Here is a 23,570-nt window from a genome sequence, read left to right on the forward strand (position 1 = left end):
GAAAACTAAATTTTCGGATAGCCAATGCGGTCAGACAAATACCCGACACTGGTGGCAAAATAATAGCTGCGATTCCAGTTCATCAGCGCTTTGTAGTTATTGTAAGCCAGATACATACGGCCGTTCATGTCATCAGGCATCACCAAAGCCGCACTAATATTCACTTTTGGCAAATCTGTGCCATCAGCACGTCTGACGCCCAGGCTTTGCCACTCTTGTAGTGAGCGTTCAGAATCTCGCCAAAACTCAAGCCACTGCTTGTGATTTTTTGAACCGCGCTTCAGGACATACTGGCTGGGGAAATCCTCCGGCAACTTTACCTGACGGCCCCAGGTCAGACTGTCATTCCAACCAACACTCTTCAGATAATTAGCTATAGATGCCAGGGCATCTTCTTTGCTGGTCCAGATATCTTTCTTGCCGTCTTTGTTGTAATCAACAGCATAAGAATTGAAGGAGGTCGGCATAAACTGGGATTGACCCATTGCACCAGCCCAGGAGCCTTTGAAATTGTCGACATTCACATGGCCATCTTTAAGAATGTCCAGTGCAGCCCATAGTTGTCGTTTATAGAGGGCTTCCCGGCGACCATCAAATGCCAATGTCACCAGTGAGCTAATCACCGGATAGCCGCCCTGAACCCGGCCAAAGCTACTTTCAAGTCCCCACAGTGCAACGATAAAGCGTCCCTGCACGCCAAAGTCTTTGCTGATCTGATCGAGCAGCTCTTTATTCTCTTTATACAGCTTACGTGCACGCTGAACCTTCCAGTCCGGTACACGTTTTGGCAGATAAGTTTCCAGCGTCTCAACAATTTCAGGCTGGTTCTTATCTTGTTTGATGACTTTCTTTTTGAATTTGACTGTGCTGAACGCTTTTTCTATAAGAGCGGGTTTATAACCGCGCTCAAGCGCTTCAGCCTTTAAAACTTCTACATAACTGTCGAAACGCGCCTGATCATCCGCTTTAACAGTTTGCGATGCCAGACATAAAGATACTAATAATGCGGATAGTGTTTTAGTCACTTTTTACTCCGTTTTGTCTTTTTAATTCGTCCAGAAGATTCTCTTGTGGAGGCGGCAGCTGCAAATAAAACCCATCATCGATTAATTTCTGCTTAACGTTACTTAAATCAGCAGTACCGAGTTTCTTGCGTTTTGCTAAATCCACAATGATTACAAATATTGGCGTACCAAAAGTAGCCATTAAAGGGTCAGGGACTTTGCTAAAATCGTCTCGTTTTTCAATAAAAAGATAGGTATCGGCTTTTTTACTACTTTTATATACTGCGGCTAGCATTATAACCCTATAAAATCTTGCTAATCTGAGAGCAGCACTATACCATGACCTATATAATATTTGGAAAGTTTTGCGACTCTCAAACGTACAGAGTACGGGGTCAGAACAATATTAATCAGAGATCGCACTGGTATTGAGCGCTTATGTCTACACAGTCTTTTGAATTGAAGGGAAACCTGTTTACTCTCTCAGTTTTACACCTCTTCGATGCCGACCTTGGTAATGTAAAACAACAACTGAGTGATAAAATTTCCCAGGCTCCAAAATTTTTTAAAGGAGCACCTATCGTAATCAATCTTGCTGACGTCCAGGAACAGAGCATTGTACTCAGCGATTTAAAACGTATTCTTGCAGCGTTAGCATTAAACCCGGTTGGTATTTGTAATGGTACAGAACAACACAATGCCGAAGCCAAAGAAATTGGCTTGTCTGTACTAAACTATACTAAAGATGTTAAGCCTGTTACCCAAGATAGCCAAGACACACAAATTGTTGAAAAAGAAGTTTATCTTGGAGCCCAGGTCATTAACGGCACTGTGCGCTCCGGGCAACAAATTTACGCGAAGGACCGGGACCTTATTGTACTAGGCGCAGTCAGCCATGGTGCAGAGGTCATTGCCGATGGCAATATTCACATCTATGGCACGCTCAGAGGCCGTGCTATCGCTGGTGCGCAAGGAAATCATGAGGCGAGTATCTACTGTCAGAAACTTGAAGCAGAGCTTGTTTCGGTGGGCGGCAGTTATTGGATCAGTGACTCTCTTCAGGGTGAGCACTGGGGCAAGGCCTGCCAGATTTCACAAAATAACGAATCATTAGAATTAACAGCATTGGTCAAAGGATAATTCAGATGGCAAAGATTATTGTCGTAACTTCAGGTAAAGGTGGTGTAGGTAAAACCACGTCAAGTGCAGCGATCGGCACCGGTCTTGCTCTTAAAGGATACAAAACAGCCATTATCGACTTTGATATTGGCCTGCGTAACTTAGATCTCATCATGGGCTGCGAACGCCGTGTCGTTTATGATTTTGTCAACGTCATTAATGGTGAAGCAAACCTTAATCAGGCACTGATTAAAGATAAACGCGTTGAAAAACTCTATATTTTACCAGCCTCACAAACGCGCGATAAAGATGCGCTGACAAAAGAAGGCGTTGAACGTGTTTTGAAAGAAATGTCAGAAGACTTTGATTTCATTATCTGCGACTCACCCGCTGGCATCGAAGCTGGTGCAATGATGGCACTCTACTTTGCCGACGAAGCAATCGTAACAACCAACCCGGAAGTTTCTTCCGTTCGTGACTCTGACCGTATTCTGGGAATTTTGCAAAGCAAATCAAAGCGCGCAGAAGATGGTCTGGATCCCGTGAAGGAACATCTGCTGCTTACGCGTTATAATCCAGAGCGTGTAGAAAGCGGCGACATGCTGTCCGTCGAAGATGTTCAGGAAATCCTGGCAATAGACTTACTCGGCGTGATCCCAGAATCCAAAGCTGTGTTAAATGCGTCTAACTCGGGACAACCTGTGATCCTTGATACAGAATCTGATGCAGGCCAGGCATATAGCGATGCGATTAATCGCTTGTTAGGTGAAATCATCGACTTCAGATTTTTGAATGTTGAAAAGAAAGGACTGCTAAAGCGGATTTTTGGAGGTTAATGTGTCTTTACTTGATTATTTTCGATCCGAGAAAAAGTCCAGCGCTTCGCTGGCTAAAGAGCGGCTACAAATAATCGTTGCCCATGAACGCTCCAAGCGTGGCACCCCCGATTATCTGCCTCAGTTAAAGCAGGACATACTCGAGGTGATCCGTAAGTATGTCAAAGTTGACTCCGATGCAGTCAATGTGCAGTTTGAGCAAAACGAAGACGATTTGGCCGTATTAGAGCTTAATGTAACGCTTCCGGATGACGAACAGAAGTAACAGCCAAACAAAAACGCCGCACGATGTGCGGCGTTTTTGTATCTTAAAGCTATTCAACCTGCCATTTAGAAAGTGCGTCTTTTAACTGACTATGACGCCAGCCCAAAAACAAATCTGGCTTCATAAATTTATTTCTCTGCGCATCATCTAGTTTCCAGTTCCACCCTATTACCTGATTAATTTGCTTTTTAGATGCAAACACATCCAGCGGGATCCCCTGCTGTTTAGCCACTTCCGCTATCGATTGTTTAATTTCCTTTGCCGCCCCTTTGTAACCAGGGTAATCAATCAATCTCTGAACCCGTTTTGGCAACTCGGCCTCCGCTACTGCTTTACCAGCTTCAATGCACGCTAGAATTTCTTTGCCAGAACGATTTACTTCCATTTGTTCCACTCCTGGAACATTGCGTAGGCTATTCAATGAACTTGGTCGACGTTTTGCTATTTCAACCATGTTTTGTTCTTTCAATACAAAATTAAGTGCCAGATTTTTCTTCTCAGCCTTGTTTTGTCTCCAACTCGCAAGCTCACGTAATACAGCCAAATCACGAGGTTTGAGTTGCCAGACATTTTTCACACTCAGGTAAAGATAATCATCCGGTGTTCTGAAAGCGCGCTTTTGAGCGATCAATTGGGACTCGGATATCACGATATCTGACAGACCTTTCTCTGCAACCTTTTGACAAAGGCTCTCATAGCAGGGTAACAGATAAAATACATCCGCTGCAGCATACTCTAGCTGGCTTGCCTGTAAAGGACGTTTGAGCCAGTCGGTTCTGGACATACTCTTATCCAGTTCAACATCCAACATCGCTTTCACCATATTGGCAAATCCCACACAATTACCCTCTCCGAGCAACTGCAATGCAAACTGTGTATCAAATAAAGGCGCAGGTACAAACCCAGCAAATTTCTGGAACACCTCGATGTCTTCAGAGGGAGAGTGAAGTACTTTTACGATCTGCTCATCACGAAGTAAATGCCATAACCCTGAAAAGTCGAGCTCACTTAATGGATCTATCAGAGCAAGATGCTCCCCGTTATAAACTTGTATCAAAGCGATTTCAGGATACAAAGTTCTGCGACGCATAAACTCTGTGTCTATCGCAAGCACTTTGCTATTTGATAGCTTTGCTGTAAAAGCATCAAGCTCAGTTTGGTGTTGGATAAATTGATACTGCACATTTACTCCCTATAAAAAACCGGCTTTCGCCGGTTTCTTTTTACTTTAATGCCCTACGCAATATTTTGCCAACATTGGTCTTAGGCAATTCATCTCTGAATTCGACCAATTTGGGGACTTTATAATTGGTTAGCTTGTCGCGACAATGACTTATTATATCTTTTTCTGTCAAAGATGGATCCTTTCTCACAACAAAAACTTTTACCTGTTCACCGCTCACTTCATGCGGTACACCAACCGCAGCGACTTCCAGCACGCCTTCGTGCATCGCAACGACTTCTTCTATCTCGTTAGGGAACACATTAAAGCCAGAGACCAAAATCATATCTTTTTTACGATCTACGATATAGAAGAACCCTTCTTCATCGTAAATAGCAATATCACCAGTTGCAAACCAACCATCCTGCAAACATTCAGCTGTTGCATCAGGACGATTATAGTAGCCAGCCATAACCTGAGGCCCTTTAACACAAAGCTCTCCAGGCTCTCCCAACGGCATCTCCTCACCCTGATCATTAATAATTTTCAGGTCTGTACTTGGCGCCGGCAAACCGATTGAGCCGTTATAGCCATCGATATCCCATGGGCAAATTGTAACCAAAGGCGCACATTCTGTCAGGCCATAGCCTTCCATAAGTTTACTTTTTGTGACTTTCTGCCAACGCTCTGCAACTGGTCGCTGCACGGCCATTCCACCACCAAGAGACACTTTCAGTGTTGAGAAGTCCAACTCTGAAAATCCGGGTGTGTTTAGTAAACCGTTGAACAATGTATTTACGCCGGTAATAACCGTAAAGGGATATTTTGATAGCTCTTTAACAAAGCCAGGCATATCCCTTGGGTTAGTGATAAGCAGGTTGTGACCACCATACTTCATAAAGGTAAGGCAGTTCGCTGTAAGTGCAAAAATATGATACAGCGGTAACGCAGTAACAACTACTTCACGGCCTTTATCAAGTACTTTATCAAGGCAGCCAGAAACCTGCTCCAAATTCGCAACCATGTTGCCATGAGTGAGCATTGCGCCTTTGGAAACCCCTGTTGTACCACCCGTGTACTGGAGAAATGCCAGATCTGTCAGTGTCACCTCAGGTACTTTATATTGCCCGGGGTCTGCACTTATGGCGTGTGCAAAAGGCTGTGCATCAGGCAAGTCATAATCTGGCACCATTTTTTTAAGCTTTTTAACCACGAAGTTGACTAAATGCTTCTTGACGCCACCAAGCATATCACCAATTTGTGTCACAACTATGTGTTTAACACCCGTCGTTGGAAGTGCCTTTTCGAGTGTATGTGCAAAGTTTGCCAATATGAAGATTGCTTTCGCTTCTGAATCATTAAGCTGATGCTCGAGCTCCCTCACTGTGTACAAGGGGTTTACATTAACGACCGTACAACCAGCTCTCAATACGCCTAAAATGGTTATGGGTGTTTGTAGCAGGTTTGGCATCATAACCGCCACTTTGTCCCCTTTACCTAATTTAAGGGTGTTTTGAATATAACTGGCGACTGCCTTGGTAGCTTCATCAACTTGTTGGTAAGTCATTGTTTTACCCATGTTACTGTATGCTGGTAACTGGGCAAACTCTCTAAAACTTTTGTCGAATAATTCAAGCAGCGAGTTGTAGTGTTCTGGGTCGATTGTTTCCGGCATCCCTTCGGGGTAGCGCTTTAACCAGATTTTTTCCACTCTTAGCTCCTGTGTTCTCGTTATTTTTTATATTGGTCTTACCTTAATATAATTAAGGTACACAAACAATTGAGTAAATACTCTAAAGCTGAGATAGTCCCACATTTGACACAAATATACAATCAGGAAACGTCGGGATGTTTTATATGTGTTAAAACCTGTTCTAACACTTGCTCCGGATTTTCCATGTGACAATGGTGTCCACCTGCTACCTCGATACATGTAAACGCTTCAAAGCATTCAGAAAACTGCCCTAAGCTATGCTTCATTTGTGCGTATCCAGACATACCCATAATTGCCAAAGTTGACGTTTTAACACCTTTCAACAGCGACTGTGCCTGAGCACGTGAGAAACGCGTCGTTGAAGGCAACTTCAATTTAGGGTCCGTCGTTAAGCGTGCGCCCTCCTCAAGCTCTTCTATATTTCGCTCCATTAATATAGCAGCTATTTCTTCATTGAAATCGCTAACTTTAAGCCGCGCTTTGATGATAGCTTGTTTATCAGCAAACAGACGCAATGTTGTTTCATTAAATTGTTCAACTACCTGCCTTGCAGCAAAGGCGTCAAGCAACTGTTGCTTAGCATTCTTATCGCTTTGATATAATAGACCAATACCATCTATCAGTGTCAGTGTATTTACTTTTTCAGCATATAGACTGGTGAACAGTCCGCCCACCAAAGCTCCCATTGAATGCCCGACGATGTGACAATGCTCTATGTGCTTGGCACGAAGAAAAGCTAAAACATCATAAACATATTCTACAAAATAATAATGCGCATCGGCACTTCTCCAGTCCGAATAACCATGACCCGGAAAGTCCAATGCAATAAACTTAAACGCCTCTAGCGCACTGTTTGGCAAGTTATCCAATAGGGGTAAAAAGCTGTTGCTGTTATCCTGCCAACCATGCAGCATCAGGATAACTTGCGCTCCCTCTCCCATTTCCTGATACGCGAACCCGTCCACTCGCCCTTGTTTTATCTTGTTTTTATTAGTAATCAACATAAATTCATATTCTTATTGAACGTATTACATTAATATTCTACGCATTATAGCTCGCGTGCAAAGTACTAATCACTGTTCTGACAATGGTTGACTCATTGCCAAGACGAGCAAAAACACGGGAACATTAAGGATCATCTATGACACGCAACATTAGCGCTCTGGCGTTTGCTCTGGGCTGTACCTTGTCAAACTCAGTATTTGCTGCACCAAAAAATATCATTTATATGATTGGTGATGGCATGGGGCCAGCCTTCACTACAGCCTATCGTTATATGCAGGACGATAAAGCGACCAAAGTCGTCGAACCAACTGTATTTGACTCTATCCTGGTGGGTATGGCGCATACCTATCCAGACGACGATACCGTAGTGACGGATAGCGCAGCCGGCGCTACAGCACTCAGTACAGCAGAAAAAAGCTACAATGGGGCAATTGCGGTAGATACACATAAACAATCGCTAAAAACAATGCTGGAAATTGCAAAAGAGCGAGGGATGACAACCGCACTTGTGGCCACATCCCAGATAAACCACGCCACCCCAGCGAGTTTCGCAGCGCACAATGAGTCAAGACGCAACTATGACGAAATTGCTGACGATTACATCGACAATAAAATCGCAGGTAAGTTACCTGTCGATTTATTGCTAGGTGGTGGTACCAAGTACTTTGTTCGTGAAGACAGAAACCTGATCACTGAATTTAAAGAATCCGGATATCAGTATGCAGACGCGTTCAGCGAGCTGGATTCGCTCAGCCGCCTTCCTGCACTGGGTTTATTCGCAGAGGTTGCGTTTCCTCATGCAATAGACAGTGAGGAGCCTAAGCGACTGACTACAATGACTAATAAAGCCCTGGATTTGTTGCACAATCACAACGAAAAAGGCTTTTTTGTAATGATCGAGGGCAGTCAAATCGACTGGTGCGGACACGCCAACGATATTGCTTGTGCAATGAAAGAGATGGACGATTTCGCTGGCGCAATCACTGCCGCTAAAGCCTATATCGACAAAAACCCAGACACGGTATTAGTTGTCACTGCTGATCACTCTACAGGCGGCCTTACTCTGGGAAGCAATGGCGTGTATCAATGGAAGACTGATGTTGTCGCAAAAACGAAGGCCTCCGTCAAAGAACTCACCAACGTACTCTCAGAGGCCAAGCCAAAGCAAATGGCCGAGACCTGGACGCAGCTGACCGGTTTGCCCTTTGACGAAGCAACTAAAAAGAAACTTATCACTGCAAAAAAAGACTCAAAAGAGGCCTTATATAAAGCAGCGAATAACATCATTAATGATGCCAGCTACACAGGCTGGACAACCAAAGGGCACACCGCAATCGATGTGCAAGTATTCGCCTACGGTGAAGGACGTGATGCATTCATTGGCTCCCTCAACAACACGCAAATTGCTGAAAAATTAATCTCTTATATAGAGAAATAACAAGTATACTGCAAAGCGGATCGGCACAGCCGTTCCGCTTACTCAGGGTGCGGAAATGTTTGCAGTTTCTTGTCTGTTACTGATAGCCTGGTTCTTTAGCAGCCCCAAGGCATCATCTATTGGCATGGCTTTGTAATATAAAAACCCTTGCACGCAGTCTACCTGTGACTGTTTGACCAGGTTTTCCTCTTCTTTTGTCTCTACCCCTTCAGCGACTAACCGGAAACCGAGTTTAGCGATCATCTCAGAGAGGTTCGTATATAGAGACACAGACTTACAATTATAGCTCTCAGGCAGCAAACTTCGATCTAGCTTAATGGTGTCTATATTAAGTTTTGATAACACTGATAGACAAGAATACCCTGTACCAAAATCATCCATAGCACAGGCAATCCGATGCTCACGAAGTAAATTAACCACATCAACCGTGCGATTAAAGTCCTCGATGTAACTGGATTCAAGCAATTCCACCTCAACCTGACCCGGGTAATCCGCAAACGCTTTCACGATCCGTTTGTACCCGCCCGTTAACAAATTTTGCGGCGAAATGTTAAAACTGACTTTGGGCCTGAATCCAGCTCTGGCAAACTGTTCTAGGTCTACTTCTAGCTGGTCTATGACGAAGTTATCTATGATATGTAATAACGAATGCTGCTCCAGGGTTGCCAAGAACCAAGGACCCTGAACCTGTCCATCCGTCTCTTTCAACCTCAATAAAGCCTCAAAACCAACAACTTCTTTTGTGTAGGGGTTGATCTTTGGCTGATAAAATAACATTAGTTCACCGCGATTTAGCGCATCTGTGACTTCTTTCAGACTGTGTACGTTGATCTGCTCTTCGCGTTGAGAGCGAGTGTACGAACTTTCTGCTCCCGCCTCTATCAATCTGCCAGTCGTGAACCGCTTCAGCAGTACATCCAGCGCCTTACCAGACAAATTATGATCACGGTTAAATTTCAAGAATGGATAGTACAACGCAGCATTAAGCGCGATCAGCAGGACCTGGAGCACGACACCACTGATACTTTGCGTCAATAACCAGCCACTGATAAACACGGGCGTAAACCAGGGAATATCCATTGCCGGTGCGAGTGCAATAACGCCAGTTGAAATACACACGTAGGAGATCAGCGCGTTCAACAAAGGGCTAAGCAAAAATGGGATAAGCAGATACGGATTAAAGACAATAGGCAATGCGTAGAGCATCACCTCACTGATGTTAAATAACGCGAGCGGTGATGCTATCATTGCAATACTCCGCTCGTGACGCGCATTTTTGAGCAGCATAGCCGCGATGATCAGGCCCCAGATACACCCCGTTCCGCCTATAATGACGAAGCAGGTGTAGAAGTCGTAACTTGAAAGCTGAGGTAACACCAGATAATCGGTCAACTCCCCCGACACTAATAAGTGATATGTGTTATCTCCATGAACACCTATAAACCACAGTAGGTGAGAAAAAATAAGCTGTGCCGAAATTTTCTCGAACACACTCCAGGTCGGATTGAGAAGCTTTAAGGTACTATGAAGCTGGCCGGTAAAATGGTCGAATAACGGGATAACTAACAAAATAATCGCGGTAACGAGAATATAGGGAATAATCAAATTCAGGTGTTTACGCAAAAACAAACTAATCGAGCTTATCCCCACCAATCTGAGCCAGCGGATCCGCTCAATGTAAGCCAGCAGGTAACAACACAGGACCGGCATAAGCAGAGAATATAGCATGCCATTACGGTGCACTATATTCAGCGCCCCCTGACTGATCTCAATGTAACCTGTCGTCGCTGTGAAACAAGCCAGCACTAACACAGGTCCTGCAATGGTGTGTATTTTAAGGTTCTTAGAAAGATAGTAACTGAAAGAAATGAGCGTAAGTAACGGAAAAATCCCCCATACCAGCGTATTAAAGTCACCAAGCGCTTGATACTTTAATTTACTCAGGTCGTCGCCAAGCCATTGGTTTAGAAGAGTAATTACTGATGCAACAATAAAAAATGGGATGAGCGCGATATAACCTTCTCGCAACGACAAAACAACCGTATTTGAAGAAAGCTTGAGTGCAAACTGGTTAAATCTGTTCAGCAAACGCGTGACCATAAATTGTTATTTTCTTTTAACATTACTCCAAAAGCAGATTAAAACAAATGAATTGACTAAATTTTTGCTGAAAAATATTCAAGCCGAAAGACGTGGCTCAGGGAGGCGCTTATTAAGACAAAGAGTAATTATAACCGATTAGGTAAAATGTCAGGCGTAAATGCTGACTCCAAGTAGTGACTGAACTTCGCTTCGCCGTTCTTGGTTTTGAATCGCACTATAGGATTGTATAGCAACACTGGTTTTAAAGTTAGGCTGATCATAGATGACATCTCTTTTGTCATCAGTATACTGCTGGGCCAGTGCGACACCCGCATCGGAGTATTTGAGTTTAGCAGCTTGCTGAACTGGCGCTTGGGTGTCACTCGCAGCAGGTTTAACAACCGACTGTCTCAGTTGATAAGTATCCTGATTTTGAACAAGCTGGTTGATTTTCATCAGTCTATATCACCAAAAACCCAATGCACCAGTATAAGATTAGCCCGTTACTCGCGTCCGGGCAACTTCTTCCAGGTCACAGTATCCCTAACATACTGGGGCTGAGCGTCTGCGGCATTAACAACCTTACCGGCTTCAAACTGCGCAATGCCGGTATCTAACATATATTCAGCATGCGGCAGCGTAATATCGTTATGTACTTCGAGCCCGAGCTTTTCAGCGACATCCGAATAGGTCTGCCAGCCAGTGCCGACTGCAAGTACGCCTTCAAATTCGCCGTCAATAAGCTCAGGCTTGATCACTCTTTCTTCACCCAAGGCAATCGCCTGATTATTATCCGAACGGGTATAATGACAAAGATAAACCTCACCCATACGCGCGTCAATCGCAACCAAAACCTGCTTTGCTTGGGTTTGCGCAAATGCCTGTTGTGCCATTGCCTGAAGCGTCGAAACACCTGCCAGTTGCAAGTTTCCGGAATACGCTAACCCTTGGGCAACAGCGACTCCGATACGTACCCCAGTAAAACTGCCTGGTCCACGGCCAAATACCAGACCATCCAGATCTTTAAGCTGACAACCTGCTTCAGTAAACAGTTGCTCGACTAAAGGCAATATTTTCTGACTATGTTGCTGAGGGCACTCTTCAAAGTGGCGATACAGGTTGCCGTTGTACGACAACGCCAGGCTCAGAGCTTCCGTTGAAGCATCCAGGGCAAGCAAATTATATTTCATGCTGGTCAATATTCTCTAAAAATGACAACGCCTTATCCAAATCGCGAGTACGTGACATGGGAGGCAAACTTTTAATAAAGGTTTCACCGTATTTTCGCGTAACCAGACGATTATCGCAAATAATTAGTACACCTTTGTCTGTCTTATCACGGATCAGGCGCCCAACCCCCTGCTTTAACGCAATAACAGCCAGTGGCAGCTGAATTTCATCAAATGGTTCCTTATCCTGCAATTGGGCGTCTTTCATCCGAGCCTGCAATAACGGATCATCCGGCGAAGTAAACGGCAGCTTGTCTATAAGCACACAACTCAGCGTATCACCACGTACATCAACCCCTTCCCAAAAAGACGCGGTGCCCATTAAAACCGCATTACCATGGCGGACAAATTGCTCCAGAATAATCCGCTTTGATGCTTGCCCTTGCATAAACACCGGGTATTCTGTCGCAGTACTCAGTCCTTCATAAACCAAGTGCATCACTCGATAACTGGTAAAAAGCAAAAACGTACGACCCTGGGCTGCATTGATCACTTGCTTAGCGATTTTAACCAACGCATGCGGCATCATTTCATCTTTGGTTTCAGGCAGATAACGGGGCAGACAAAGCATGGCCTGCGATTCATAGTCAAACGGGCTGTCGACAATGGCCTGATGATCTGGTGCCAGGCCCAAACTGGCGTTAAAGTGCGCGAGGCTATTGTCCACCGATAAAGTTGCAGAGGTAAACACAAAGCTCGCTTCGCTTTTAGCCATCATGTCTTTAAATCGATTAGAAACATCCAACGGCGTGATATGAATTGTCAGGAAACGACGGGTGGTTTCGAACCAATAACTAAAGCCCGACTGAGTAACATCAAAGGCCCGGTCGAGTTGTCCTTTAAACGACAAAACCCGCTCCAGCGGATGTTCTATCTTATCAGACCGGTCGAGGCACAACTTAAGCACCTGATATAAAAAGTCCAGATTACTGATCACCCTGTGCAGCGCATCGCAGATCACTTTGTCCTGCAACTTTTCTCGCCAGTCTCCCCTTGCACCATCCCCCCCAAACACAAGTCGCAGATCGGCTACACTGGTCTCCAACTTATTCAGCGTTTTGCCCAGTTGCAACATATCCGGAATGTCACTTCGGTAAATCAACCTTAAATCATTAATGAGCGCCTGTAGCTGTTTAGTACTGATTGACTCACCAAAGTAATCAGATGCGATTTCACCAAGCTGATGCGCCTCATCAAAAATGTAGGTATCTGCGGTTGGCATTAACTCTGCAAACCCCGATTCTTTCACCGACATGTCAGCAAAAAACAAATGGTGATTAATCACAACCAGATCGGCCTCCGTCGCTTTTAATCGGGCTTTACGTATATAACAGTCGGCAAAATCCGGACAATCCTTACCTAAGCAGTTGTCCGCAGTCGAGTTAACATAAGGCAGTACTTTGGCGTCTTCTTCAATACCCACACAGTCTGCGAGGTCGCCGCTTTGTGTTTCAGTAGCAAACTTAGCAACCATGGCCAGCTGGTGCATCACATCGGGGTCGTCACTTGGCACATGGGCCACATGTTCATTCAGCCGATAAGTACACAGATAATTCGCTCTACCCTTTAACAAAGCAACCTTACGGCCTTTGCCAAGCGCTTTAAGTAGCTCCGGCAAATCTCTATGATACAACTGCTCCTGCAGAGCTTTTGAGCCGGTTGAGATGATCACCTTTTTATCGTTCAGAAGTGCAGGAACCAGATAAGCAAATGTCTTACCTGTCCCGGTACCCGCTTCCACCACACACTGTCCACCCTCTTTGACCACCTGATCTATGGCTTCGGCCATATCGATTTGAGGTTGTCTTGGCTGATAACCGCTAAAATGGTGAGCCAGGGGACCGTTTTCTGAAAAGTACTGAGTGATAGACAAAATTAAAGCACTGCATAATGACTGGGCGAGGCAATTTTAGGGTGGATAAGGGGCAAGCGCAAGTAGGCATGGTTGTGTATCGTGGTCCGTCAGATCCTTTAAGTTCTGTATTCTCTGGTGCACCTGGAGTGATGTTATACCACATTACACGTACTCCGAGAAAAGAGGTACCTGGCTCTATAGCCCTAGAATAGTTGAGTTCTGTCAATATACGGCGCCAATTCACTTTTATGACCTAGGTGGCTTTTCGCCTGTGAGATAGCCAAGTTTTACAATAGGTTGGAGCAAGACCTAATTCCTTGAAAGGAGAATTTCACTAGGCAAGCTTAGTATCTCAGGTTATAAACCCTATGGTTTTAACATAAAAAAAGCCAGCTACTGCTGGCTTTAAGTAATAAGTATTCCGAAATTTTAACTGAGATATAGTTCCAGGTAAAAGAACATATTAAGCGCTATAAGTTTCATTTAGAATTTGCCCAACCTATTACAACTTCTTTTAGCGGGACATTCGATTCAATAATGATAGTGTCATAACTTTTTCCTAATTCAGCGTTTTTAGGATACTTAAATGATAAATCCATTGAATTGTTACTTGTCGAATACCCAACACTCCTTAGCGTTATCTTATCTCCAGCACTACTTTCAATTAGGTGAACAACAACACTGTCTTTAGGAAATTTTTCAGACAAAACATCCAATTTTTCTATTACATTCCCGCCTAAAAATTCATCAATCATTGCTGTAACATCAATATTAATCCTCGCATTGTAATTTAAAGCGTCAATAGACTCTGTTAAGTTGAATTTATGCTGGCCATTAATAGGAATAGGTTCAGGTGTTAACAACACAAACTTAGACAAGAAAAGTATCTTCAAAAGCTCAATCATTATTTAATAACTCTCCCTTTAAACTTCTTTTTATCACTAGCTATTCTCAAAAAAAGCGGCGCTGTAATGCTTGAAAGCCTGTTAAAATAATTTTATCAACAGTATCTATACCAGATAACTGAGAGGTTTCCTTTGCCTATACCCTGAACTACTGTACACTTTTCTTCGACCATATCAAATTAAAGGTCATAGCTGATAACCATTAAAGTGGCGATCCAATTGAACATTTTCTATAACGTACAAATTGGCAGACAACGTCAAAGCACTGGATAATGGCTCACTGGGAGGTTTTATATAGAAAAAATAATATGTAAGTTAGCATGTTATAGAAAAGCTTGATTTATCATACAACAACATAGAAAACAAAAAGGTTCGAACAGGCATCTAACTACTCTGACGACGATACCTATCAAGAAAAATTCAGAAACCTAACTAGTCTACCAGATCAACTGGAATTTCATATTCAACGAATAAAAAAGTAAAATCAACTAAAACAATGATTAATGAAAGAAAATCATTAACTTCAAGAAAACTCAGTGAATTTAATAAAGAAACCAAAAAACCTCACTCAAAACACACAAACCAACCGGCATTGTAAATTATAAAAGTGAAGCAGAATAAAAAATAAAACCGCTTCACTTTAAAAGATTATAACTTATAAAGAAATAAGCATAATAATCAATATCAACACCCAAGCCGCTATAGAAACCGCCTTATATTTTTTACCAATTGAAAATATCAAAAAGTAAAAAGCAAAGAAAAATAGCAGCAGTACAATCACATAACTGATTTTGCTAGCTTCAGTTACACTTGGGTACTGAACAAAAAAGAATAAGACAAAAGTAAAAAAGTATAATACTTTCAATCTAATCTCCTTGATGCTTGGTATTTTTCCACGGGTCTAATGTTAGTACAGGATCATTTGGATTGTCTGATATTGCTGTTACCCACCAATGAGCTAAGTTTGGAAGTGTATAACCTGGCTGGAATGAATATAAGTCACTCCCTGTAAGTTTAAACTTCCATTTATCATCATATTTCCCACCTCTAAGCTTCTTTATCATAGCATTAGCCTGTTCATAGCAACCTTTATAATCATTGCCAAGCTTGCCACCGCTTATATCACTTAAGCTTCGGTTAAAGTTGTTCCAACTTCCAGGACTGGTCCGTTGCCCTGATTGAGTCATACTCTGCACTTTATTGTCAAACGCTTGATATATTCTAGACACATCTTCGGGGCTCAAACCAAGAGAATCTACTTTATGGAGAGGATTACCTCCAACATAAGCATAAGTGTTCATTCCCCCCGCCAAACCAATAGGATCTGACTGAAGATATCTACCTAAGTTTGCATCGTAGTCCCTGAAAATATTATACCACGAGTCTTTTTCAGCATCGTAATATTGACCAGGGAAACCAATATTGAAGCCTCCGACGCTATCCAGGATCACACTGCGGTTGAATGCATAGAGTTCAGCCTGCCAGACTATCTGTTTGGATGCATCAGTTAGTACTTCAGGACGGCCCAAGTGATCGTTGTGTACGTAATAGACTTGGTCATTGTTGATATAGGCAACAACCTGACCGTTGAAATAAATGTATTGCTTTTGTGTCCCCTCTGCCATTAACTGCCCGTTCCGGCTGTAAATAAAGTGGGTCTCGGTGTTACCTAGCTTCTTAGACACTCGTAGGCCTAAGGCATTGTATTTGTATTGCACACCTCCGGACACACCAACAAGGCGATTGAAGTTATTATAGGTATAGCTACGTTTGCCATCATTAGTAATATTACCGTTGCTATCATAACTGAGCGAGAATGTCCCCCCCGATCCAGTAACTTTACTCAAGCGGTTGTTGTGAGATGCGTAGGTAAGAGTGTCGCTCCCTTTCCCTGCTCGATTAATAAACGGGATAACTGTTGAAATGGGTCCGTGCAATACCAGCCAACCAGAGTATTTTTCTCCACTAGATGATTCAGACTTTCGGTTGCCAACTGCATCGTAAGTATAGGTACTGCCGATGCCGCTAGTACCCTGCTGCTCTGAAATTAATCGACTTACACGGTCGTAACCTAGGTTACGCGAAGCATCAGCATTCTTCTTATTGGTAATACTGCTAATCAATCCAGATTTGCCAAAGACGTATGTCAAATCTTGAATCCCAGACGTTTTAATAGAGGAGATTCTGTTGCCACCGTCTCGGGCTAAGGTTCTCTTTAGGCCATTGCCAAAGTAAAACCCAGTGTTTGCACCAGTAGCGTTGTAAGAGATATTTGAAATCAGCGTGCGATTCGTACCGTTCGTATTGACTAGTACACGATTTACTGTGTTGTCTTTGTTATACTCATAAACAACCTTGTTCCCACCTGGATAGGTAATTTGTGAAAGCCTGCCATACTGGTCATAATCTTTGCTTGTTCTGTAGCCTACGCCGTTTATCGTATTAGTTTGGCTCGTCAGGTTACCTGCACCATTGTAACCAAATGAGGTAGAACCTGATGGGTCGGTGGTTTTGGATAGTAAACCGTTGCGGTACTCAAAGTGATGCGATGTCCCGTTGGAGCTTAAGCGAATTAGATTCCCATGGTCGTCATAGTAATAATATATTTTGTTACCTTTAGCATCCGTTTTTTGCTTCAACATACCGCTATCATAGTAATAGAGGTGTGTTGAGCCGGCATCGGGACTTTGTATTTTCTTTACAGTACCATCAGAGTTGTGGCTATAGGTAGTTGTGTTATAGCGCGCATCCCTGACAGATCGGAGTTTTTCATCGCTATAATTATATTCAGTGACACCACCATCAGCGGCTGACTCAGCAATAATCCGATTTAACCCATCATAAGTATAGCTGGTAATATTACCCTGAGCATCTTCTATGGATAGTATGTTACCCACATTATCATAAGTATACTCTCTTAATAATTTACCATTTAGCGACTCAGTGATTTTTCTTCCGAGCTCATCATAAGTTGCTGACGTAAGGCTATGCTTTTGGCTGGTATTAGATGATTTATAAAACTGTTGAGACAGAACGTTGCCCATTTTATCAAACGTAAAACTGACTACATCACCATTATTTTTCTGGATCTTTGTTAGTCTGAATGCCTGATCGTAGGTGTAATCGATAACTAGCCCAGTTGAGTGTTTTTCCTGTGTGACCTGTTGCATCACATTGTATTTATACTCAATCTTAGCTTGGGACTGACCATCCGTAGTAACTTTAGTCTTGACTTCGCCTCGCGGATAATAAGTAAATGTCTCAACCAAGCCAGTTGGGTAGGCTATCTTGCCAACTCTGCCAAGTGTATCGTAGGACGAATAAGTCGTTCTTAACCCTTTTTCTATTGTTTGGGTTAAGTTGCCTTTTGTATCATAATAGTACCAAGTGGGGGAATCTCCCAGCTTACTGGCCACTACCTTAATTGAACTAACCTGTTTATTACTATGATAAGTATAAGTCGTATCCATATACTGGATAATGCTATTGTTGAGATCTCTCTTCTCTCTTCTTGATACTTCTCCTTTATTATTATATTTGTAAATTATTTTATAACTGGGTCCTGACTCTGATGCAATCTTCCCGTTTGACAACCATGTATACTCATATACCTCCTGCTCAGACGTGCCTTTCGCGACAACTTTTTTGATAACATCACCAACATCGTTGTAATCGAAATCAGTAATATAACCATTCTCGTTAGTTATCGTATCAATAAAGCCATTGCTATCATAGGTTTTGGTTAACGACATACCTGGACAATAGGTTGATGGTAAGCTTTTTTTCTCTTTTTCTTTTCCCTTATCGAAACTATAATCAACCCTATGCCCAAGCGGGTTCGTAATAGCAACACCATTTTCCTTATATTCAAATGTATGCTTGTCTATTCCGCCATAATGAGAACTAGAAGTTGCTTTATACTTTGTATCTACTTTTTCATAGTCAAACCAAGAATAACGCTTTGAGTTATAGTAAACACCGGTTAAAGCAGCGAAATTATATCTCCCAGTTACAGTCGATGAATTAGCATAGGTGTAGCTTACTGAGTTTCCATCCGGGAATGTTACTGATTTTAGAGAATAACCTTTGTTTCCATCATTTTGATTATCATAGTATCTATAGATATATTCCTGACCAAGTTGATCAACCAGCTTTGTGACCCTTTTACCGTCTAAGAAAAGAGTAATGTAGTTACCACTGGTGCTCTCAATCTTTATTTTTCCTGGCGTTCTCTTCAAATAATAGCCAGCACCGCTTTCGTCTTCGAACTTGATCAACTCACCATTTGAATTATAAACTTCTTTATTCCCATAAATTGAAGTGAATTCAAAATCACCATTTGACTTTTTGACGAATTTAGAACCTTCAAGGAATTTTTTATAACTTCCTCCCGGCTTGTAATTAACCCCATCTTCACTCGAAAAATATACGGATTTACCATTGTCAAGCCTTTTGAAAAAGCTATATGTATTTATCAGGTAGGCGGGCTCTCGAAAGCTAGATAGTTTTAAGTTTAGAAACGTACGCCAGTAACGTCCAAATGCACTTGCTTCAGCAGCAGATTCCCAATAGCTTGTTGCACCTATACTATTGTCATACGTTCTTGAAATGGAAATTGGATTAGTGCCACCACCGATGAAATCGATAAACTCTTCGACTTTAGCTCCATCCTGATATCTGACAGGGTTTCCTGCCGTACCACACTCGTTTTCTTCTCTGGTGGAATTACCTGCATTACCAGATGAGTCACCCGAATAATCATCATAATAACTACTTGGTTCAAAATCTAAAAAGCGTTCAAGCTCAAAAGGTTCACGTGGTTCAGGCTGTCGAGCCCTTCCACAGTAATTTGTATCCGATGGCTTACACTCAGGCCACGAACCTCCACCGCCATTATTTCCACCACCACCATTTCCGCCTCCGCCGAAGCCTCCGCCAAATCCGCCTCCGACTCCACCGCCGTTTCCATCGGTGCAATCCGTACAGTCATCAGTTTCATATGCCGCAGCAGAATTTAAACCCCAGCCCCATTCTAGCGTTTGAACATCTTCTGATGTCTCTTCATCTATATAGGTGTGTGTGGTAAGTGTTAAGTTTGTCGTGAACAACGCCAAATATAACGCTGACTTTTTGACACTAATCTTCATTAATTCTCCTTGGAAGATTGTTTTTTAGTAATTTATCAATTTTTTCAAAAGTAGAGAGTATTTGCGGGCATTCGAAGACGACTGTGCCTTCAGGGTATCGCATAGCCCTTGGTACTAATACATTATTGTCACATAGCGACTTTATAATGCTTTGAAGATAGTCCACTCTCATGTTCAGTTTTTTAGCAAGGCTTGGTAAGAAAACCACAGGGTGGAACCAAAGAAATCGAATGACTAAAAGGTGTGATTGCGCCTGCGGCATCAGGATAAACGGAGTGGTCAGGTTTCTATTTGTAGTTTCGATTAAATCCAGACATTGTGAGCCTGTGGCCTCAGCCCAAGCCTGTGCCCGTGTCCAATAATCACAGTCAACATATTCCTTCGTGGTTAGATCATATTGATGTAACGCGTTAAAGTAGTCGTTTTTATCAGCAGAAAGGCGATATAAAAAGCTCAGTAGAAGGATAGGCTCCTTATGCAACTGAGCAACAGCCAGGGCTCTCGCCGTGCGACCATTAGCATCGTAGAAAGGGTGAATATTAACCAGTCTTGAATAATTAACTATTGTAGTGGATAAACTAGATTCTTGACACTTAACATCGTTCACATATTCGTTTATTAAATTATGTAAACGGTCTGGTGATGGGGGGATGTATAAGCGTTCACCATTTGGCGCTGAAACCTTGCACTCAACCTTTCTTATTGATTCATCAGGTTGACCGTTTAATAAAACAGCATTGACTCGGCACAGAGAGCTTAAGCTAACTCCCTGGTTAATAAAAAGACTAACTGCCTGATTAAAAGCTCGATTTAAATGAGCTTGCTGACGTACTGCCTGATTACGAAAACCTGCTTGTGATTCAAAAAGCGCAATCTGCGCTCTCGTCACGCCTCTTGTCTGCCTTAAGCTAGAACCACCGGCTAAATAACGTACAAACAAGCGAGTTAAAATATCACCTTTTATTAAGTCCATCTTATAAAAAATAAAAATTCTTAAAATATAACTCCATGTTATATCATATTTGTTCCTGTTTTATGAATAAATTTACCAAACTAATGAAAAGATATAAACCATTGCAAGATAAGCTTCACCAAACCGCCGGAAAAGAACAAGAAACCTTAACAAACATTATAGGGTAAACACATTTGCAACAAATAATTCAAGCATTTAAACTCAGTATAATATACGATACTAATTCGCGCGTTTTCTTGTTTCACAGGCCCGTAAAACGGCTCTTTTCTGCTCATTATCGCAAGACTGCCACGTCATAATCTCATTCAAAGTGCGATAACAGCCAACACAAACATCATTATCGTCAAGACAGCAATGACGAATACATGGTGACGGAACGATCTCCGTCTCACTTTTTGTCAACTCTGGCCTTTTAGTCACACTCATAACAATTCCCCCTATTTTCGACATATTATACCCCTTTATACTCAGGCAGAGATCTTTTACTTGCCAGCAAGCAAAAGATCGTTAAGATGCGCGCAACAAAGCAGGCAGCAAGCAAAGAGCCCAGAGCCATTGAAGTTAAGACACTGTCTTCTATTTCGCTTTATGACACTCTATTGAAATTTGCTACGACCATTATAGGAAACCAGGTTGTCCGCTTAAGCCGAACTTCGTGCCAAACACGACGACTCTCCAACAGATGAAACACTGTTTTCACTCGTAGCCAATGATCTGATAAGCCAGGGTTATAGTATTCGCCCAGGTGCGATACCTTGCGATCTGGTGGACGATTTACTGGCCTATCAGCACAGCATAAGTACCCAGAAATATGAACAAGCAGGCATAGGCCGGGCGATTACTTTTTACACAATGACTTTGTGCGGACAGACGAAATTTGCTGGATAAACGGTGAGTCTGAGCCCGGCCAGCGGTGGCTGGACTGGACCAGTCAGCTACAACAGTTCCTGAACCGTCGTCTATTCATGGGACTGTTTTCGTTTGAAAATCATTTTGCCCATTACGCTAGCGACAGTTATTACAAACGCCATTACGACGCATTTAAAGGTGAAACGAACCGAGTGCTGTTACTGGTTACTTATCTTAACCCCGGCTGGGGCCCTGAAGATGGGGGAGAAATGGTACTCTATCGGGACGAAAATGACCTTGAGGGGATCAAGGTGGTTCCATTGCATGGCACCCTGGTGCTGTTTCAAAGTCAAGAGTTTCCTCATGAAGTGCTCCCGGCAAACCGAGACACATATTCTGTCGCGGGATGGTTTAGGGTAAATACCTCCCTTGCAGGAAAAATTGACCCTCCAAGATAAAAACATGCTCTAAGCACGGCGGAAACACCTTAACCGGGCCTTAAATATTGTTAGGCCCAGGTATCCAAATGTTGCTCTTCGTCATCGATCTCACTTTGATCTTCGTCTTTATTGCGTGCATCTTCTTCTTTATGCTTCTGCCGTTCCATCTCAACTAAGTGCTTTTTACGTTTAATTTTTTCAGCCCGGTTATCGAGCACACCTGCAACTTTAAACGGGCCATCATGGCTTACTTGCAATCTGACAATCGGTGCCAGAAATGGTTTAAATGCATCCATAACCCACCTCTTTATGTGGTATTTCATGCCTTTATTATCGACAGTTATAATTTATTCTTTAATTTATGCAAAAAAGTACTTGCGCGCAATTCGTCACCTGTGTTTATCTATAAATACATTTTGAGCGCTCAACGCGCATCACGTTTTATACAAACAGTAAGAGAATTTGACATGCCATTTACACTGACAGCTATCCATCATCACCATCATACACCGGGATAACCTGTCAGGTATTTCGCTGGTGGGTTATTCCTTCAAGGAACCTCCGGCGAACAAGCAATCAACATAATTTATTTTCGCCCTGAGGTTCCCTCGGGGCTTTTAGTTTTTAAACTTAGGAAATAAATTATGAACACCAACAACCGTTTACGAATTGCCATTCAAAAATCTGGCCGACTTTCCAAAGACTGCCAGTCACTGCTTAAACAACTCGGGATTAAACTGAACCTGCGTGAGCAACGTTTGATCGCCCACTCAACCAATATGCCAATCGATGTACTCAGGGTCCGTGATGACGATATTCCGGGTTTGGTCATGGACGGAGTCTGTGATTTAGGTATTGTCGGTGAAAACGTGCTGGTAGAAACTCAGGCTGAGCGCCAGCGCAACCAGCAACCCAGCGAAGTGACTAAATTGGCAAAACTCGACTTTGGCTATTGTCGCCTGGCATTGGCATGGCCTCAGGAACTGGGCATGCAAGACAAAGATTGGTTCAATGGCAAACGCATCGCTACCACCTATCCCGAAATTCTTAAGCAGTACCTGGAAAAAGAGCAGATTGAAGCCAGCGTGGTGATGCTAACAGGATCTGTTGAGGTTGCACCACGTGCGGGCCTGGCTGATGCCATTTGCGACCTGGTCTCTACCGGTGCCACACTGGAAGCTAACGGCCTGATGCAGGGAGACACCATTTTGGAGTCAAATGCCTGCCTGATCCAAAACGCTAATCTTAATGACGATGACAAACTGTCGCTCATCAACAAACTCATGCCTCGCCTGCGTGGTGTAAAGCAAGCTAAAGAAAGCAAATACATCATGCTACACGCACCAAAAGCGCGCCTGGATGAAATTTGTGCTTTGCTCCCTGGTACAGGTCAGCCAACTCTGTTAGCACTCGCCGGTAGCGAGGACTATGTTGCCCTGCACATGGTCAGCAGTGAAAAACTGTTTTGGGAAACCATGGAAGAGCTTAAATCCCTGGGTGCTAACTCCATTCTTGTAATGCCAATCGAAAAAATGATGGAGTAACAA

General features: G+C 42.9%; 20 protein-coding genes. 6 read left to right on the plus strand and 14 right to left on the minus strand.

Features of this window, described 5'->3' with window-relative positions:
- Positions 1 to 5: 5 nt before the first annotated feature.
- Both MHN31_RS00220 and MHN31_RS00225 read right to left on the minus strand, forming a co-directional pair.
- On the minus strand, positions 6 to 1,025 hold the full coding sequence (locus MHN31_RS00220) for a lytic murein transglycosylase (protein ID WP_194867191.1): 1,020 nt from the start codon (positions 1,023 to 1,025) through the stop codon (positions 6 to 8).
- Positions 1,018 to 1,299, minus strand: a complete 282-nt coding sequence (locus MHN31_RS00225; RefSeq protein ID WP_125556970.1) for a YcgL domain-containing protein — start codon at positions 1,297 to 1,299, stop codon at positions 1,018 to 1,020. Before MHN31_RS00225 ends, MHN31_RS00220 begins: the two co-directional genes overlap by 8 nt.
- 143 nt (positions 1,300 to 1,442) lie before the next feature.
- On the opposite strand from MHN31_RS00225, the gene minC reads away from it, so the two are divergent.
- Genes minC through minE form a run of 3 tightly spaced genes read left to right on the plus strand, consistent with a single transcriptional unit; the run spans position 1,443 to position 3,224 of the window.
- The gene (gene minC / locus MHN31_RS00230; RefSeq protein ID WP_010381220.1) at positions 1,443 to 2,144 is read left to right on the plus strand and encodes a septum site-determining protein MinC; all 702 of its coding nucleotides are present in this window, start codon (positions 1,443 to 1,445) and stop codon (positions 2,142 to 2,144) included.
- 5 nt (positions 2,145 to 2,149) lie between these two features.
- Entirely contained in the window at positions 2,150 to 2,959 is an 810-nt protein-coding gene (gene minD, locus MHN31_RS00235) for a septum site-determining protein MinD (RefSeq protein ID WP_125556972.1), read from the plus strand.
- Position 2,960: 1 nt separating this feature from the next.
- The gene (gene minE / locus MHN31_RS00240) at positions 2,961 to 3,224 is read left to right on the plus strand and encodes a cell division topological specificity factor MinE (RefSeq protein ID WP_010381216.1); all 264 of its coding nucleotides are present in this window, start codon (positions 2,961 to 2,963) and stop codon (positions 3,222 to 3,224) included.
- A gap of 49 nt (positions 3,225 to 3,273) precedes the next feature.
- On the opposite strand, the gene rnd is transcribed toward minE, so the two are convergent.
- The 3 genes from rnd to MHN31_RS00255 all read right to left on the minus strand — a co-directional run bounded on the left by rnd (position 3,274) and on the right by MHN31_RS00255 (position 7,104).
- On the minus strand, positions 3,274 to 4,407 hold the full coding sequence (gene rnd, locus MHN31_RS00245; RefSeq protein ID WP_239443119.1) for a ribonuclease D: 1,134 nt from the start codon (positions 4,405 to 4,407) through the stop codon (positions 3,274 to 3,276).
- Between the two features lie 40 nt (positions 4,408 to 4,447).
- The gene (fadD, locus tag MHN31_RS00250) at positions 4,448 to 6,097 is read right to left on the minus strand and encodes a long-chain-fatty-acid--CoA ligase FadD (protein WP_125556976.1); all 1,650 of its coding nucleotides are present in this window, start codon (positions 6,095 to 6,097) and stop codon (positions 4,448 to 4,450) included.
- A 122-nt stretch (positions 6,098 to 6,219) separates the two neighbouring features.
- On the minus strand, positions 6,220 to 7,104 hold the full coding sequence (locus tag MHN31_RS00255; RefSeq protein WP_239443120.1) for an alpha/beta hydrolase: 885 nt from the start codon (positions 7,102 to 7,104) through the stop codon (positions 6,220 to 6,222).
- 137 nt (positions 7,105 to 7,241) lie between these two features.
- On the opposite strand from MHN31_RS00255, the gene MHN31_RS00260 reads away from it, so the two are divergent.
- Complete coding sequence (locus tag MHN31_RS00260) at positions 7,242 to 8,543, plus strand: alkaline phosphatase (RefSeq protein ID WP_239443121.1); 1,302 nt, start codon at positions 7,242 to 7,244, stop codon at positions 8,541 to 8,543.
- A gap of 42 nt (positions 8,544 to 8,585) precedes the next feature.
- On the opposite strand, the gene MHN31_RS00265 is transcribed toward MHN31_RS00260, so the two are convergent.
- The 8 genes from MHN31_RS00265 to MHN31_RS00300 form a co-directional block, all read right to left on the minus strand.
- Positions 8,586 to 10,631, minus strand: coding sequence for an EAL domain-containing protein (locus MHN31_RS00265; RefSeq protein WP_239443122.1), 2,046 nt, complete (start codon positions 10,629 to 10,631; stop codon positions 8,586 to 8,588).
- A gap of 162 nt (positions 10,632 to 10,793) precedes the next feature.
- Positions 10,794 to 11,081: a hypothetical protein gene (locus MHN31_RS00270; protein ID WP_125556984.1), complete on the minus strand. Its 288-nt coding sequence runs from the start codon at positions 11,079 to 11,081 to the stop codon at positions 10,794 to 10,796.
- 47 nt (positions 11,082 to 11,128) lie between these two features.
- The gene (gene tsaB, locus MHN31_RS00275) at positions 11,129 to 11,815 is read right to left on the minus strand and encodes a tRNA (adenosine(37)-N6)-threonylcarbamoyltransferase complex dimerization subunit type 1 TsaB (protein ID WP_138539503.1); all 687 of its coding nucleotides are present in this window, start codon (positions 11,813 to 11,815) and stop codon (positions 11,129 to 11,131) included.
- Positions 11,805 to 13,643, minus strand: a complete 1,839-nt coding sequence (locus MHN31_RS00280) for an ATP-dependent DNA helicase (protein ID WP_228553190.1) — start codon at positions 13,641 to 13,643, stop codon at positions 11,805 to 11,807. The genes tsaB and MHN31_RS00280 overlap by 11 nt, the downstream gene beginning before the upstream one ends.
- A 545-nt stretch (positions 13,644 to 14,188) precedes the next feature.
- Positions 14,189 to 14,614: a hypothetical protein gene (locus tag MHN31_RS00285; protein ID WP_239443123.1), complete on the minus strand. Its 426-nt coding sequence runs from the start codon at positions 14,612 to 14,614 to the stop codon at positions 14,189 to 14,191.
- Positions 14,615 to 15,480: 866 nt separating this feature from the next.
- The gene (locus MHN31_RS00290) at positions 15,481 to 19,761 is read right to left on the minus strand and encodes an RHS repeat-associated core domain-containing protein (protein WP_239443124.1); all 4,281 of its coding nucleotides are present in this window, start codon (positions 19,759 to 19,761) and stop codon (positions 15,481 to 15,483) included.
- Positions 19,751 to 20,734 (minus strand): Fic family protein, encoded by a 984-nt coding sequence (locus MHN31_RS00295; protein WP_239443125.1) that lies wholly within the window; start codon positions 20,732 to 20,734, stop codon positions 19,751 to 19,753. The genes MHN31_RS00290 and MHN31_RS00295 overlap by 11 nt, the downstream gene beginning before the upstream one ends.
- 219 nt (positions 20,735 to 20,953) lie before the next feature.
- Positions 20,954 to 21,184 carry a DUF1289 domain-containing protein gene (locus tag MHN31_RS00300; protein ID WP_343224641.1) on the minus strand — a complete coding sequence of 77 codons (231 nt, stop codon included), beginning with the start codon at positions 21,182 to 21,184 and terminating at the stop codon, positions 20,954 to 20,956.
- Between the two features lie 410 nt (positions 21,185 to 21,594).
- Here MHN31_RS00300 and MHN31_RS00305 point away from each other — a divergent pair, with 410 nt between their 5' ends.
- Positions 21,595 to 22,041 (plus strand): 2OG-Fe(II) oxygenase, encoded by a 447-nt coding sequence (locus MHN31_RS00305; RefSeq protein WP_343224642.1) that lies wholly within the window; start codon positions 21,595 to 21,597, stop codon positions 22,039 to 22,041.
- 50 nt (positions 22,042 to 22,091) lie between these two features.
- On the opposite strand, the gene MHN31_RS00310 is transcribed toward MHN31_RS00305, so the two are convergent.
- The gene (locus MHN31_RS00310) at positions 22,092 to 22,319 is read right to left on the minus strand and encodes a hypothetical protein (RefSeq protein ID WP_239443127.1); all 228 of its coding nucleotides are present in this window, start codon (positions 22,317 to 22,319) and stop codon (positions 22,092 to 22,094) included.
- 348 nt (positions 22,320 to 22,667) lie between these two features.
- Between MHN31_RS00310 and hisG the strand changes: the two genes are divergently transcribed.
- The gene (gene hisG, locus MHN31_RS00315; RefSeq protein WP_239443128.1) at positions 22,668 to 23,567 is read left to right on the plus strand and encodes an ATP phosphoribosyltransferase; all 900 of its coding nucleotides are present in this window, start codon (positions 22,668 to 22,670) and stop codon (positions 23,565 to 23,567) included.
- Positions 23,568 to 23,570: the final 3 nt, after the last annotated feature.

The sequence above is a fragment of the Pseudoalteromonas sp. McH1-42 genome (genome assembly GCF_022347845.1).
Taxonomy (GTDB): Bacteria; Pseudomonadota; Gammaproteobacteria; order Enterobacterales; family Alteromonadaceae; genus Pseudoalteromonas; species Pseudoalteromonas rubra_D.

Bases quoted from the DNA above. Each gene is read 5' to 3' on its own strand.
- MHN31_RS00225 (WP_125556970.1), bottom strand. From the start codon at position 1,299: ATGCTAGCCGCAGTATATAAAAGTAGTAAAAAAGCCGATACCTATCTT.
- minC (WP_010381220.1), top strand. From the start codon at position 1,443: ATGTCTACACAGTCTTTTGAATTGAAGGGAAACCTGTTTACTCTCTCA.
- minD (WP_125556972.1), top strand. From the start codon at position 2,150: ATGGCAAAGATTATTGTCGTAACTTCAGGTAAAGGTGGTGTAGGTAAA.
- MHN31_RS00255 (WP_239443120.1), bottom strand. From the start codon at position 7,104: ATGTTGATTACTAATAAAAACAAGATAAAACAAGGGCGAGTGGACGGG.
- MHN31_RS00260 (WP_239443121.1), top strand. From the start codon at position 7,242: ATGACACGCAACATTAGCGCTCTGGCGTTTGCTCTGGGCTGTACCTTG.
- MHN31_RS00270 (WP_125556984.1), bottom strand. From the start codon at position 11,081: ATGAAAATCAACCAGCTTGTTCAAAATCAGGATACTTATCAACTGAGA.
- tsaB (WP_138539503.1), bottom strand. From the start codon at position 11,815: ATGAAATATAATTTGCTTGCCCTGGATGCTTCAACGGAAGCTCTGAGC.
- MHN31_RS00280 (WP_228553190.1), bottom strand. From the start codon at position 13,643: ATGGCCGAAGCCATAGATCAGGTGGTCAAAGAGGGTGGACAGTGTGTG.
- MHN31_RS00285 (WP_239443123.1), bottom strand. From the start codon at position 14,614: ATGATTGAGCTTTTGAAGATACTTTTCTTGTCTAAGTTTGTGTTGTTA.
- MHN31_RS00290 (WP_239443124.1), bottom strand. From the start codon at position 19,761: ATGAAGATTAGTGTCAAAAAGTCAGCGTTATATTTGGCGTTGTTCACG.
- MHN31_RS00295 (WP_239443125.1), bottom strand. From the start codon at position 20,734: ATGGACTTAATAAAAGGTGATATTTTAACTCGCTTGTTTGTACGTTAT.
- MHN31_RS00300 (WP_343224641.1), bottom strand. From the start codon at position 21,184: ATGTCGAAAATAGGGGGAATTGTTATGAGTGTGACTAAAAGGCCAGAG.
- MHN31_RS00310 (WP_239443127.1), bottom strand. From the start codon at position 22,319: ATGGATGCATTTAAACCATTTCTGGCACCGATTGTCAGATTGCAAGTA.
- hisG (WP_239443128.1), top strand. From the start codon at position 22,668: ATGAACACCAACAACCGTTTACGAATTGCCATTCAAAAATCTGGCCGA.